The sequence below is a fragment of the Solirubrobacter pauli genome (genome assembly GCF_003633755.1).
GTDB lineage: Bacteria > Actinomycetota > Thermoleophilia > Solirubrobacterales > Solirubrobacteraceae > Solirubrobacter > Solirubrobacter pauli.
This window is the reverse complement of record NZ_RBIL01000001.1, coordinates 938422-951901: the sequence shown is the minus strand read 5'-3', so window position 1 is coordinate 951901 and position 13480 is coordinate 938422. Positions and strand designations below refer to the sequence as shown.

General features: G+C 70.5%; 14 protein-coding genes. 7 read left to right on the top strand and 7 right to left on the bottom strand.

Annotated elements, in window-relative coordinates; genetic code table 11:
- Nucleotides 1–3: 3 nt before the first annotated feature.
- Complete coding sequence (gene hppD, locus C8N24_RS04340; RefSeq protein ID WP_121248358.1) at nt 4–1131, bottom strand: 4-hydroxyphenylpyruvate dioxygenase; 1128 nt, start codon at nt 1129–1131, stop codon at nt 4–6.
- 66 nt (nt 1132–1197) lie between these two features.
- Between hppD and C8N24_RS04335 the strand changes: the two genes are divergently transcribed.
- Both C8N24_RS04335 and C8N24_RS04330 read left to right on the top strand, forming a co-directional pair.
- Nucleotides 1198–1638 (top strand): Lrp/AsnC family transcriptional regulator, encoded by a 441-nt coding sequence (locus C8N24_RS04335; protein ID WP_121248356.1) that lies wholly within the window; start codon nt 1198–1200, stop codon nt 1636–1638.
- Between the two features lie 72 nt (nt 1639–1710).
- Nucleotides 1711–2652: an acyl-CoA desaturase gene (locus tag C8N24_RS04330; protein ID WP_121248354.1), complete on the top strand. Its 942-nt coding sequence runs from the start codon at nt 1711–1713 to the stop codon at nt 2650–2652.
- On the opposite strand, the gene C8N24_RS04325 is transcribed toward C8N24_RS04330, so the two are convergent.
- The 3 genes from C8N24_RS04325 to C8N24_RS04315 form a co-directional block, all read right to left on the bottom strand.
- Nucleotides 2649–3473 carry an LLM class flavin-dependent oxidoreductase gene (locus tag C8N24_RS04325; RefSeq protein ID WP_121248352.1) on the bottom strand — a complete coding sequence of 275 codons (825 nt, stop codon included), beginning with the start codon at nt 3471–3473 and terminating at the stop codon, nt 2649–2651. The two genes, C8N24_RS04330 and C8N24_RS04325, sit on opposite strands and share 4 nt — an antisense overlap.
- A 110-nt stretch (nt 3474–3583) precedes the next feature.
- Nucleotides 3584–4513, bottom strand: a complete 930-nt coding sequence (locus C8N24_RS04320) for an EamA family transporter (RefSeq protein ID WP_121248350.1) — start codon at nt 4511–4513, stop codon at nt 3584–3586.
- A gap of 5 nt (nt 4514–4518) precedes the next feature.
- Entirely contained in the window at nt 4519–4779 is a 261-nt protein-coding gene (locus C8N24_RS04315; protein WP_121248348.1) for a hypothetical protein, read from the bottom strand.
- 108 nt (nt 4780–4887) lie between these two features.
- On the opposite strand from C8N24_RS04315, the gene C8N24_RS04310 reads away from it, so the two are divergent.
- Both C8N24_RS04310 and C8N24_RS04305 read left to right on the top strand, forming a co-directional pair.
- Nucleotides 4888–5817 carry a LysR family transcriptional regulator gene (locus tag C8N24_RS04310; protein ID WP_121248346.1) on the top strand — a complete coding sequence of 310 codons (930 nt, stop codon included), beginning with the start codon at nt 4888–4890 and terminating at the stop codon, nt 5815–5817.
- 108 nt (nt 5818–5925) lie between these two features.
- Nucleotides 5926–8163 carry a M64 family metallopeptidase gene (locus C8N24_RS04305; protein WP_211339836.1) on the top strand — a complete coding sequence of 746 codons (2238 nt, stop codon included), beginning with the start codon at nt 5926–5928 and terminating at the stop codon, nt 8161–8163.
- A 68-nt stretch (nt 8164–8231) separates the two neighbouring features.
- Here the strand turns inward: C8N24_RS04305 and C8N24_RS04300 are convergent, their stop codons facing one another.
- On the bottom strand, nt 8232–8474 hold the full coding sequence (locus C8N24_RS04300; RefSeq protein WP_147447637.1) for a hypothetical protein: 243 nt from the start codon (nt 8472–8474) through the stop codon (nt 8232–8234).
- 158 nt (nt 8475–8632) lie between these two features.
- On the opposite strand from C8N24_RS04300, the gene C8N24_RS04295 reads away from it, so the two are divergent.
- Nucleotides 8633–9979, top strand: a complete 1347-nt coding sequence (locus tag C8N24_RS04295; RefSeq protein ID WP_170178837.1) for an MFS transporter — start codon at nt 8633–8635, stop codon at nt 9977–9979.
- Here the strand turns inward: C8N24_RS04295 and C8N24_RS04290 are convergent.
- Nucleotides 9976–10614: a response regulator gene (locus C8N24_RS04290; RefSeq protein ID WP_121248338.1), complete on the bottom strand. Its 639-nt coding sequence runs from the start codon at nt 10612–10614 to the stop codon at nt 9976–9978. The genes C8N24_RS04295 and C8N24_RS04290 overlap by 4 nt on opposite strands.
- Nucleotides 10599–11708, bottom strand: coding sequence for a sensor histidine kinase (locus C8N24_RS04285; protein WP_121248335.1), 1110 nt, complete (start codon nt 11706–11708; stop codon nt 10599–10601). Before C8N24_RS04285 ends, C8N24_RS04290 begins: the two co-directional genes overlap by 16 nt.
- A 135-nt stretch (nt 11709–11843) precedes the next feature.
- Here C8N24_RS04285 and C8N24_RS04280 point away from each other — a divergent pair, with 135 nt between their 5' ends.
- Together C8N24_RS04280 and C8N24_RS04275 are read left to right on the top strand one after the other, a co-directional pair.
- Nucleotides 11844–12728, top strand: coding sequence for an ABC transporter ATP-binding protein (locus tag C8N24_RS04280; RefSeq protein ID WP_121248333.1), 885 nt, complete (start codon nt 11844–11846; stop codon nt 12726–12728).
- The gene (locus C8N24_RS04275) at nt 12725–13477 is read left to right on the top strand and encodes an ABC transporter permease (RefSeq protein ID WP_121248331.1); all 753 of its coding nucleotides are present in this window, start codon (nt 12725–12727) and stop codon (nt 13475–13477) included. The genes C8N24_RS04280 and C8N24_RS04275 overlap by 4 nt, the downstream gene beginning before the upstream one ends.
- Nucleotides 13478–13480: the final 3 nt, after the last annotated feature.

The following is a 13480-nucleotide window of genomic DNA, read 5'->3' as shown; positions in this document are numbered from 1 at the left end:
GTCCTACAGGTTGCCCCGCAGCGCCTGCTCGCGCTCGATCGCCTCGAACAGCGCCTTGAAGTTGCCGTCGCCGAACCCGCGCGCGCCGTGACGCTCGATCACCTCGAGGAAGACGGTCGGGCGGTCGCCGATCGGCTTCGTGAAGATCTGCAGCAGGTAGCCCTCGTCGTCGCGGTCGACGAGGATGCCGAGGCGCTTGAGGTCCTCGAAGTCCTCGGCGATCTCGCCCACGCGGTCCGGGGCGTCGTCGTAGTAGGTGTCGGGCGTGTTGAGGAACTCGATCCCGCGCGCCTTGAGCTGCTCGACCGTGCCGACGATGTCCCGCGTCGCGACCGCGATGTGCTGCGCGCCCGCACCGCCGTAGTACTCCAGGTACTCGTCGATCTGCGACTTGCGCTTGCCCTCGGCCGGCTCGTTGAGCGGGAACTTCACGCGGCCGTTGCCGTTGGTGACGACCTTCGACATCAGCGCCGAGTACTCGGTCGAGATGTCGTCGTCGGAGAAGTGGAGCATCTCCCGCATGCCGAAGACGTCCTCGTAGTACTTGACCCACTCGTCCATGTGGCCGAGCTCGACGTTGCCGACGATGTGGTCGATCGCCAGCAGCCCGGCGTCGCCGGTGTCGAGGTCGCGCGGCGCGTAGCCGGGCATGAACGCGCCCTTGTAGCCCTTGCGGTCCACGAAGGTGTGCAGCGTGTCGCCGTAGGTCGCGATCGAGGCGCGGCGCAGCGTGCCGTGGTCATCGGAGACGTCGTGCGGCTCCTCGACGCCCCGCGCGCCACGGGCGGTGGCCTCGCGATAGGCGTGGTCGACGTCCGGGACGCCGAGCGCGATCACCTTCACGCCGTCGCCGTGGCGGGCGACGTGCTCGCCGATCTCGTGCCCGGGCACGAGTGCACCCGTCAGCACGATCCGGATCCGGCCCTGCTCGAGGACGTGCGACGCGCGGTCGCGCACACCGGTCTCCAGCCCCGCGTACGCGACCTCCTTGAAGCCGAGGTTCTTCACCCAGAACGCGGCGGCCTGGAGCGCGTTGCCGACAAAGAACTCGACGTGGTCGATGCCGTGGAGCGGCATGAAGTCTTCCGTCTTGCTGGGCGCGACGATGGGCTGGGTCGACATGCGCTTCATGATCCGCCGTTGTTGGCGCACACTCAATGCCGATCCGTTGCGCCGATGTGGGATGCTGGCCGTCCCATGGACGAAGTCGACCGTCAGATCGTTGCGCTCCTCCGGCAGGACGCGCGGCGGTCCTTCCAGAGCATCGGGATGCGGGTGTCGCTGTCGGCGCCGGCCGTCAAGCGCCGCGTGGACAAGCTCGAGGCCGAGGGGGTCGTGCGCGGCTACACGGCCCGGGTGGACCCCGGCCGCTTCGGTTGGACGACGCACGCGCTGGTCTCGCTGTACTGCGAGGGGCGGATGCCGGCCAACGAGGTGCGGGACGCCGTGGAGCGCCATCCGGAGGTCGAGGCGGCCTACACGGTGGCCGGTGAGGCGAGCGCCGTCGTGCACGTGCGGGCGCGTGACACGGCCCATCTGGAGGAGACGCTCGAGCGGATCCGGGACCATCCGGGTGTCACCAGGACGCAGACGCAGATCGTGCTCAGCACGCTGTTCGAGCGTCCGTTTGAGGCTTGAGCACAAAAACGCGTTCATAATTCGCGGGCAGCAGGGAAGAAACCCGCACGCGCTGTGCATAGCCTCCAGGTCATGACTCGCCTCGAGCGCCGTGTGAACATGGCTGCAGTCTTCATCCCCTTTGCCGTGACCGCCGCCGCGATCCCGCTCCTGTGGGGCAGCTGGCTGGGCTGGTCCGACGTCGCCGTCTTCGTGCTCATGTACCTGCTGAGCGGGCTCGGCGTCACCGTGGGCTTCCACCGGATGCTCACGCATCGTGCGTTCCAGACGCACAACTTCACGCGCTACGTCTTCGCCTACCTCGGCATGCTGTCGGTCCAGGGCCCGGTCATCGACTGGGTCGCCGACCACCGCAAGCACCACGCGCACACCGACGTCGAGGGCGATCCGCACTCGCCGCACGTCGGCCACGGCAGCGGCGTCAGCGGTGCGCTGAAGGGCCTCTGGCACTCGCACGTCGGCTGGCTCTTCGAGACGCACGGTGAGGCGTCCGCGCGCAAGTACGCGAAGGACCTCGCCGAGGACCGCACGATGCGGATCCTCAACCGCAAGTTCCCCCTGATCGTCGTCGCGTCGCTGCTGATCCCGGCCATCCTCGGCGGGCTGCTCAGCTGGAGCCTGAAGGGCGCGCTCACCGGCCTCATCTGGGGCGGCTTCGTGCGCATCTTCCTCCAGCACCACGTCACGTGGTCGGTCAACTCGGTCTGCCACTTCTTCGGCCGTCGCCGCTTCGACGTCGAGGACAAGTCGACCAACGTCTTCTGGCTCGCCATCCCGTCGTTCGGCGAGTCCTGGCACCACAACCACCACGCCTTCCCGCGCTCGGCCGCCCACGGCCTCAAGTGGTGGGAGATCGACCCGTCGCAGATGGTCATCGGCCTGATGAAGAAGCTCGGCCTCGCCTGGGACGTCGTGACCATCACCCCGGAGCGTCAGGCGCAGAAGCTGATCGGCGCCGAGAAGCCCGTCAAGAAGAAGCAGGAAGAGGAGAAGGTCGCCGAGCCCGTCGGCTAGGGCAGCTTCTCCCCGAGCGCTCGGATCGAGCGCTCGTCGATGGGGCTGGCGACGACGATCACCTCGTCGGCGCCGGCCTCACCCAGCTCGCGGATGTGCTCCGCGAACCGTGCTTCGGTCACCGCCGGGACATCCGTGACGCGCTCGCGCGGCCGGCCGTCCAGCTGGACGAGCATGCACGCGCTGCGCTCCAGATGCGGCGCGAACCGCGCCTGGAGCTCGGCGAACCCCTCGGGCGTGTTGCCGTAGTCCTCCCACCAGGTGTTCCAGCTCGTGCAGTGCTCGGCGGCGATCGCGTGCATGCGCGGGCCGTTGGAGCCGAGCATCAGCGGCACGGTGCGCGCCGGGGGCGGCAGCAGCACGACGTCGTCGGCCTGGTGGAACTGGCCGTCGAGCGTCACGCGCTCCCCCGCGAGCAGCCCGCGGATGATCGTGAACGCCTCCTCGAAGCGCGACACGCGCTTGTCGTACGGGATGCCGAAGGCGGCGAACTCGCGCCGGTTCCAGCCGGAGCCCAGCCCGAGCGTGAAGCGCCCGCCGCTGACCTCGTCGATGGTCGCGGCCATCTTCGCGATCAGCCCGGGCGGGTGGAAGCCCGCGCACGCGACCAGCGGCCCGATCGTCACGCGCTGCGTGGACGCGGCCAGCGCGCTCATCAGCGTCCAGACCTCCCACGGCGCGCGGTCCGGCCCGTCATACAGCAGATGGTCGCCGACCCAGATCGAGTCGAACCCGACCTCCTCGGCGGCCTTCGCCATCGCGAGGTACTCGGGCCAGCGCACCTCGCGCTCGACCTCGGGAAGTTGGATGCCTACGCGCATCGCGCTGAAGATAAACGTCCTGGACGTTTAAGAAAGGGAGGAGGCGCGGAGCGGACGTTGCGCCAGCAGGACGATCGCTCCGCGCCCCCGGGTGTGGGTCCGGTCGGGACCTACGTCTTCTCCGCCTTGGGCGCTTCGACACGGATGACGAGCGCGACGGAGGCAACGATGATTCCAGCGCCTAGAAGTGTGGTTGGGGTTATCGATTCGTTGAGAACAAGCCAACCGAGGGCGATGGCGACGACGGGGTTCACGTACGCGTACGTGGAGACCTTCGAGATCGGGGCGTTCTGGAGCAGCCACGCGTACGACGTGAAGGCCAGCAGCGAGCCGAACGTGATCAGGTAGAGCAGGCCGCCGATCGAGCGGCCGGAGAACTCGTCGAAGTGCACGTCGGGCAGCTCGCCCGTCAGGACGCCGGCCAGGAACACGGCGACGCCGCCCAGCAGGCTCTGCCAGGCGGTGGAGACGAGCGGGTCGCGCGGGAGCGAGATGCGCGGGGACGAGAACGAGCCGAGCGCCCACATGAACGCGGCGAACACGCACGCGAGCAGGCCGATCATCGTCGCCTCGCCCTCAGGGTGCAGGAGCAGCACGAGGCCGCCGAAGCCGACGAGCACGGCGCCGAGCGACTGCCAGGAGATCCGCTCGCCGGTCGCGCGCCGCAGCAGGATCACCCACAGCGGGATCGACGCCACGAGCAACGCGGCGAGCCCCGACGGCACGGTCTTCTGGGCCACCGAGATGACCGCGTTCGCGCCCGGGAGCATCAGGCCGACGAAGCCCGCCGAGAGCAGCTCGGCGCGCGTCGGCCGCCAGACGCGGGCGCCCTTGCGCCACGCCAGGACCGGCAGCAGGATCAGCCCGACGAGCATGAAGCGGGTGCCCGCCCCGAGCAGGGGCGGGATCGTCTCGACCATCAGCGCGATGGCGAGGTAGGTCGAGCCCCAGACGATGTAGACGATCCAGAGCGCCGACCAGACCTTCCAAGGGGGAGCGGCCTCGACCCGAGTGGGGACGACCCGGGGCGAGGCCTCCATGGCGCTCACGAGGTGCGAAGCCCCCGGGCGCGGTAGGCGAGCAGGTCCACGACGTCCGCGGTGCGGACGAACGGGTCGGCGACCTTCTCGCCGGTGTCGACGGAGAGCGCCGCGACCATCTGATCGTCCGCCTCCGCCACGAGGACATCGCCGGTGAGGAGCTCGTGCGAGTCCAGCGCGGCGAGGCGGCGGAGGGCGGGACCGTCAGAGCCACGGGCGGCGCGGATGACGACAGTAGGGGCGAGGTTGAAAGCGAGAGCGGACATGGTGTTCTCCTGGAACGTTGGGCGATCGGTAATGCGTGAGATCTAGTTTCGGTCATTACCGCCATCAGTTCAAATGACCTTTCGCTGTCGGTGGTATAAGAAGCACTGATGCTCGACGTCCGCCGCATGCGGGTCCTCCGCGAAGTCGCCGTCCGTGGCTCGTTCAGCGCCGCCGCGGAGTCGCTCTCGTTCACGCAGAGCGCCATCAGCCAGCAGGTCGCCGCGCTCGAGCGCGAGGCCGGCTGCACGCTCGTCCAGCGCAACGCACGCGGCATCCGGCTGACCGAGGCCGGCGAGGCGCTCGTGCGCCACACGGACGCGATCCTCGCCCGGCTCGGCGAGGCCGAGGCCGAGCTGGAGGCCATTGCCGGCCTGCGCGGCGGTCGCCTGCGCCTGGCCGCGTTCGAGTCCGCCGCCGCGTCCCTGATGCCGCTCGCGATCGCGGCGTTCCGCGCCGAGCACCCGGGCGTCGAGCTCTCGCTGATCATGGCCGAGCCCGAGGACTCCGCGCCGCTGCTCAAGAGCGGCGAGCTGGACCTCGCGCTCGGGTTCGACTCGCGCGTCCGCGACGAGGCCGACGGCATCGCCCGCCAGCAGCTGCTGTCGGACCCGATGTTCGTCGCCATGCCCGCCGACCACCCGCTCGCGCGCAAGCGGGCGCTGCGGCTGTCGGACCTCGCGGACGACCCGTGGATCGCCGGCACCACGGACTGCGAGTGCAACCGGCTGATCAACCGCGCGTGCGCGATCGCCGGCTTCGAGCCGCGGATCGCCTTCCAGACCGACGACTACACCGCCATGCAGGGCTTCGTCGCGGCGGGTGTCGGCGTGTCGCTGATCGCCGAGCTCGGCCTCACGAGCGTGCGCGAGGACATCGTGATCCGGTCGCTCGGGCGCGAGACCCCCGTGCGCGAGGTGTACGCCGCGACCGCCGTCGACGCGCACCGCACGCCGGCCACGCAGGCGATGCTCGACATCCTGGAAGGCGTCGCCGCGCGCTACGAGTCGCGCCGGCCGCAGTTGCAGCTCGTCGGCTAGCCAGCTTTCGACAGCTGGTCGGTGACCCAAGCGGACCGCCCCGTTAGCGTTTCGGGCGGTTAAACGCAGGAACGAGAGGGGTTACCAAGGATGAGAAGGTTGGCCAGGATGGCGCTGTGGGTCGCGCCGGTGGTCGCTGCGCTGGGGGTCTCCGCGTCCGCGCAGGCGCAGACGATCCCGTCGACGGGGGTCGGCAGCGCGAAGGTCGTGCCGCTGCAGGTCACCGGTCCGGCGACGAACCGCTTCAACCTCGTGATCGCCGGTGACGGCTACACCGAGGCGGACATGCCGAAGTTCCGCGCCGAGGTGGACAAGCACCTCAACGTGATGTGGAGCATCGAGCCGTACAAGAGCTATCGCAACTACATCAACGTCTACGCGATCGAGATCATCTCCGCCGAGTCGGGGATCGACTGCGACTCGAGCCTGACGTCGCCGCGCCGGGACACCGTGCTCGGGATGGGCTTCTGGGGCGGCTGCAACGCGGGCAGCGTGCAGCGCCTGGTGACCGTCAACAACGCCGCGCTGCAGCGCTACACGGCGCTCGCGCCGGGCGTCTCCCAGCGGCTCGCGATCGGCAACTCGAGCACCTACGGCGGTGCCGGCGGCGCGAACGCCACGGCGACCGGCGGCAACTCGATGTCGGCGCTCATCAGCCCGCACGAGATCGGCCACTCGCTCGGCAACCTCCAGGACGAGTACGACTACTACACGCGCGGCGTGTACGGCGGCTGCTACACGGGCGGCGAGCCGTCCTCCGCGCACCACACGCTGCTGACGGTCGAGCAGATGAAGGCCACGCAGCGCAAGTGGTGGCGCTGGCTCGGCGAGCCGAGCCTGTCCGGCGGCATCATCGACCGCTACGCCGGCGGCCTGTACTTCGCCGACTGCGTGTACCGCCCGAGCGCGCACTCGATCATGAAGTCGCTCGGCTACTACTACGATCAGGTCGGCCTCGAGATCATGACCCAGCGGATCGCCTCGCGCGTGAACCTGGTGGACGGCTCGACCCCGACGACCGCCCCGGTCGGCAACAAGGACACGCTGTGGGTGGACACGGTGCAGCCGGTCGACCACGACCTCAACGTCGCGTGGACGCTCGACGGCACCGCGGTGCCGAGCTCGGCCAACCGCCGCACGCTCAAGCTCGGCGACCTGCTGCTGACCTCGGGCCAGACGCACACGGTCACGGCGACGATCTCGGACCCGACGCCGTTCGTGCGTGATCCCGCGATCCAGAGCTCCACGGCGCTCAAGCGCGTGCTCACGTGGACGGTGAAGGACGAGGCGAACCCGGCGGGCACTGCCGCGCCCGCCACGATCACCGGCGGCACGCAGAACGACCGCGCGATCGGCCGCACCGACGTCGTCAACGTGGTGGTCAGCAAGCCGGCCGACGGCAGCGTCCCGACCGTCGCCTGGAAGCTTGACGGCGCCGCCGTCACCGCCGCCGCCGACGGCCGCACGCTGCACCTGGGCGACCTGAACCTCAACGGCGGCACGCACACGCTGACGGCGACCGTCGGCGAGTCGACCCGCACCTGGACCGTCGACGCCAAGGACGCGGTCACGACCGTGGCCGTCTCCACGCCGAAGGCGACGCTGTCGCAGCCCGGCGCCGAGATCCCCGAGTACATCTTCGAGGGTCCGTTCTCGTTCAAGGTCACGGCCACGGACGACCAGCCCGGCTACGTCGTGCCCGAGTACCGCGTCGACGGCGACGGCTGGCAGAACTTCTACGGCTGGCCGACCGACGCCAACGCCCCGTTCCAGTTCTCCGTCACGGGCACCGACATCGACGCGCTCAACTACGGCCGGCTGCCGTACGGCAAGCACGTGATCGAGTACCGCGCGATCGACGCGGCGGGCAACATCTCCGCGCCGAAGAAGTTCATCGCCAACTACATCGACCCGGAGAAGAGCGAGGTCGGGACCGTCGGCGGCACGGTGCCGGCGACGCTCGCGCTGTCGCTGGGCGCGACCCCGCCGGTGTTCGGCGCGTTCGTCCCGGGCAAGCAGGCCGACTACACGGCCAGCCAGCTCGCCTCCGTCACCTCGACCGCCGGCGAGGCCACGCTGTCGGTGTCCGACTCGGGCGCGAACCCGGGCCACCTCGTCAACGGCGCGTTCGCGCTGCCGGAGCCGCTGAAGCTCTCGGCCACGTCGCCGCTGGGCGTGGGCTCCGCACCGAAGACGATCCCGTCGACGCTGCTGACCTACCCGGCGCCGGCGACGAACGACGAGGTCACGCTCAGCTTCGCTCAGCGGATCAACGCGAGCGATGGGCTGCGTACGGGGACGTACGCGAAGACCCTGACGTTCACGCTGTCCACGACCACCCCGTAAGCGGGGGCGACGTTTACGCGCTCACCGGCGGCTTGCCGGTGGGCGCGTTCCGCCGCGTCAGATCGGGTTTAGATCTGCTCGCCGGTGACGGCGGGGTGCTTGTCGAGATCGATTTCGAGGTCCAGATCGGACTCGACGGCCTCGACGGGAGCGGTCGAACCGACCGGCTCGTGCTTGCGCGCTTCGCGGCGCGCGTTCTTCTCGGCGCGCTTCTCGCGCACCTTCTGCTCACGGTTGAGCTTGGCGAAAGTCGTTCGCTTCTTGGAGCTGGACGCCATGTGCATCCGTCCCTTCGTCGGGGGCAGGGCCACACGGGGACGAGCCGGTGGCAGTCCTTACAGGCTAGCGACCGGTCTGCAGGTTGTCGGTTAGCAACACCCCGATTGGCAAGGTAACGGCAAGGCGCGGACAAACCCGGTGGCCGATCGTGTGCTGCATGTCACGCCTTCAGAAATGGACTTTGGCCGCAGTGCTCGCCGCCACCGCGATCCTGATGCTCGACATCGCGGTCGTGAACACGGCGCTGCCGACGCTGCAGGCCGACCTCGACACGGACCTGCACATGCTCAAGTGGGTCCTGGACGCGTACACGCTCGCGCTCGCCAGCGTGGTGCTGACGGCCGGCTCGCTGGCCGACCGCTACGGGCGCCGCAAGCTGTTCGCGCTCGGCGTGACCGTCTTCACCGCTTCATCGGCCGCCGCGGCCGCCTCCGGCTCGATCGAGCTGCTGATCGCGGCGCGCGCGGTGCAGGGCATCGGCGCCGCGCTCATGTTCGCCGTCTCGCTCGCGCTGCTCAGCCACGCGTTCCGCACGCCGCAGGAGCGCACGGGCGCGTTCGCCGCCTACGGCGCCACGATCGGCGCGTCGTTCGCGCTCGGCCCGTTCGTCGGCGGCCTCCTGACCGAGGTGGCCGGCTGGGAGTGGGTCTTCCTCGTCAACGTGCCGATCGGCATCGTCGTGCTCGTCATCTGCCTGACCCGGCTCGCCGAGTCCCGCGACCCGAACCCGCCGAAGATCGACATCCCCGGCCAGATCACGCTCGTCGGCGGCCTCTTCGCGCTCGTCTACGGCCTGCTCAACGCGGCCGAAGAGGGCTGGGGCTCGAGCCCGGTCGTGGCGGCGCTCGCGGCGGCCGCCGGCCTGCTGGCGGCGTTCATCTACATCGAGGCGACCTCGAGCGCGCCGATGGTGCCGCTCGGCATGTTCCGCAACCCCCGCTTCGCCGGGGCGCAGCTCGCCGCGATGGCGATCTCCGCGGGCCTGTTCTCGACCTTCATCTACATCATGATCTTCCTGCAGGACGTGAAGGGCTACTCGCCGATGGAGGCCGGCCTGGTGCTCGTGCCGGGCACGATGGTCAACCTGTTCTGCGCGGCCGGGACGGCCAAGTTGGCGGGCAAGGTCCAGCCGGGCGTGCTGATAGCCGGCGGCCTCGGGCTCGCGTCGCTGGGCATGGTCATCAGCGCGCTGCTGATCAGCCCGGACATGTCGTGGCTGGAGCTGCAGATCGGCTTCATCGTCTCGATGGCCGGCACGGGCCTCTTCAACCCGGCCGTCAGCGCGGTCGCGCTGGACGTGCCGGAGCGCGTCGCCGGCCTCGCGACCGGCATCCACGACACGGCCCGCCAGGCCGGGGTCGCCGTCGGCATCGCCGCGCTCGGCACGCTCGTGTCCACCGGCGACATCGCCGGGAGCCTGCAGGACGTCATGTACGCGGGGGCGGCGATCGGTGCCGTCGGCGCGTTCGCGGCGCTGTTCCTGTTCCGCCCGCGTCCGGGGACGCCCGTCGGCGCGCTGGCGCCCGAAGCCGCCTAGGCCCGCGCCAGGCCGTTCGCGTACGCGTACACGACGGCCTGCGCGCGGTCGCGCGCGCCGATCTTGGCGAACAGGTGGTTGACGTGGCTCTTGACCGTCGCCGGTGACACCACCAGCCGCTCTGCGATCTCCGTGTTGGTCAGGCCCTCCGCGATCAAGGCCAGCACCTCGGCCTCGCGGGGGGTCAGCTCGTCCGGAAGGCCGGGCTGCGCGGGGGCGCTCACCGCGGCGAGGACGTGATGCTGGATCGCGGGGTCCAGCGCCGCCTCGCCGCGGGCGACCGCTTCGACCGCGGCCTTGATCTGCTCCGCGCCCGCGTCCTTCGTGAGGTACCCGCGGGCGCCGGCGCGCAGCGCGCCGAGCACGGACGCGTCGTCGGCGTAGGTGGTCAGGGCGATGCTGGCGGTGCCGCGCGCGGCGAGCCGCCTGATCGCCTCGGTGCCGTCCATGCGCGGCATCCGCAGGTCCATCAGCACGACGTCCGGGTTGTGCTCGGCCGCGAGCTGGAGCGCCTCCTCGCCGTCCGCGGCGGTGGCCACGAGCTCGATGCCCTCGAGCAGGTTGAGCAGCGTGCCGAGGCCCTCGCGCACGACGCGCTGGTCGTCGGCCAGGAGGACCCTCACACCGGCAGCCATAGCTCCACCCGGAAGCCGTCGTTCGTCGGGCCCGCGTTCAGCCGGCCGCCGAGCAGCTCGGCGCGTTCGCGCATCCCGGTCAACCCGTAGCCGCCGCCGTTGACGGCCGGCGCCTGCTCGCCGTGGTCCTGGACGGTCAAGGTGGTGCCGTCCGGCGCGAAGTCGAGGCGGATGTCCACGTGGTCGGGAGCGCGGGAGTGGCGGCGCACGTTCGTGAGGGCCTCCTGGGCGGTGCGGTAGAGGGCGAGCTTGGCCTCGGACGTCGGCTCGTGTGGCGTGCCGCTGACGGTGAACGTGGCGCCGGGGAACGCGGCGGCGAGGTCCTCGATCGCGGGCAGGTCGTCGCCGCGCAGGGCGCTGATCGCCTGACGTGCCTCGGAGAGCCCGGTGGTGGCGAGGTGGTGCGCGCGCTGCAGGCTCTCGACGACCTCCGGGTCCGAGCCCTTGCTCTGCGCGAGCAGGCGCGCGCCTTCGAGCTGGAGTGCGAGGGCGGAGAGGCTGTGCGCCAGGACGTCGTGCAGCTCGCGGGCGACGCGACCGCGCTCGGCGAGCGCCGCGGACTCGGCGTGCGCCGTGCGCGACTCCTGCAACTCGTTCGCGGTGGCGGCGAGCCGGCGGACGAGCCGCATGACGAAGAACCACGGTGCGAGGCTGAACAGCAGGCCGACGATCATGCCCACGGCCTCGTCCTCGAAGGCGAAGATCAGCACGAGGCCGGCGACCGTGGTCAGGCAGACGAACGCCGCCGCCTCGCGGTCCAGCCGCAGCCCGGCGAGCACGACGATGAAGTACACGCCGACGTAGCCGGCGCTGTCGGGTTGCACCGCGGCGAAGATCAGCACCGCGACCCCGATCGCGCAGAGGCCGGTGAACCGCGCGCCGGGCCACCACTCGTAGCGCCTGAGCCCGAGCGTCAGGCCGACCGCCATCAGCAGCATCGCGAGCACGACCAGCAGGCCGTCCTGGCTGAAGCTCGGCCTGGGGTCGGTGAAGAGCGCCGAGAGGAAGATCGCCCCGACCGACGCGACCGCGATCACGCGCATCGCCACGGGCGGGCCGTGCTTGCCCGGCGGGGAGATGTCGCGAAGCCTCACGTCGCAGAACGGTAGGGCTCATCGCCGGTTCCTTCATGGGCGCGAGGGTTGAAGCCGTCTCCACCCACGGGTGGAGAGGCAGGTTCGACCTCTACGCCGATGACGGGGAGACGCGGAAAACCGATGCTTCGAGGCATGACATTGGACTCCAACGACGCGATCCGGGTGCGCGGGCTCCGCAAGGCCTACGGGGACCACGTGGCGCTCGACGGCGTCGACCTGACCGTGGCGCGCGGCGAGGTGCTGGCGCTGCTCGGGCCCAACGGCGCGGGCAAGACGACGCTGGTCGAGATCCTCGAGGGGCACCGGAAGGCGGACGCCGGCAGCGTGTCCGTCCTCGGCTTCGATCCTGCGCGCCGCGAGCGCGAGTTCCGCGAGCGGATCGGCGTCGTGCTGCAGGAGACCGGGCTCGACCTCGAGATCAAGGTGCGCGAGGCGCTCGTGCTCTACGCGGCGGCCTACCCCAAGCGGCGCGACATCGACGAGGTGCTCGGGCTGGTCGGGCTCGGCGACCGCGGCGACGCGAAGGCGCGCGAGCTGTCGGGAGGCCAGCGGCGCCGGCTGGACCTCGCGCTCGGGATCGTCGGCGACCCCGAGCTGGTCTTCCTCGACGAGCCGACGACCGGCTTCGACCCCGCCGCGCGCCGCCAGTCGTGGGAGCTGATCGACTCCCTGCGCGCGCTCGGCAAGACCATCTTCCTGACGACGCACTACATGGACGAGGCGCAGCACCTCGCCGACCGCGTCGTCGTGCTCGCGCGCGGGAACGTGATCGCCGACAACACGCCGGACAAGCTCGGGCGCTCGGAGGAGTCGGTCGTGAGCTTCCGCGTCGTCCCCGGCATCACGCTCCCCGCGGGCGCGCGCGTGGAGCGCGGGATCGCGACCTTCACCTCGGTCTCGCCGACGCGCGACCTCGCGCCGCTGCTCGGCTGGGCCGCCGCCCACGACGTCGAGCTCGAAGGGCTCACCGTCGCCCGTCCCACCCTGGAAGACGTCTACCTGGAGCTGACCGCATGATCGCCCTCACGCAGCAGTGGCTCGTCGCCCGCGTGCGGCTGACCCTGCGCAACCCCCGTGCGCTCGTGTTCACGTTCGCGTTCCCGCTGATCCTGATCGTGCTCTTCAGCGCGCTCAACGGCAACGCGGAGGTCGATGCGTACGGCGAGAAGATCCGCTTCGCGCAGTTCTACACGCCCGCGATCGCGATGTTCAGCCTCGTCACCGCGTGCTACACGTCGCTGATCCTGGGCATCGCCACCGCGCGCGACCAGGGGCTCCTGAAGCGCGTGCGCGCGACGCCGCTGCCGATGTCGATCTACCTCGGCTCGTGGGTCGTCGGCGCCATGCTCACCGGGATCGGCGCGGTCCTCGTGCTGTTCCTCGTGTCCGTGCCCGCGTTCGGGGTGGAGATCAGCGCCCGCACGCTGCCGGCCGCGGTGCTCACGCTCGTGCTCGGCAGCGCGTGCCTGGCGTCGCTGGGCGTGGCCGTCGCGTCGCTGGTCAAGAGCGCCGAGCAGGCGATGCCGGTCGCGCAGCTGACGTTCCTGCCCGTGTCGTTCATCAGCGGCATCTGGTTCCCGCTGGACGGCGCGCCCAGCTGGCTCGTCGACGTCTCGCACTTCTTCCCGCTGTCGCGCATCGTCACCGCGTTCGGGAGCTGCTTCACCCCGGGCACGAGCTTCCACGCCGGTGACCTCGTCCCGATCGTGATCTGGACGGCCGCCGGGCTGCTGGTGGCGGTGCGCCGCTTCCGCTGGGAGCCGTAGTCT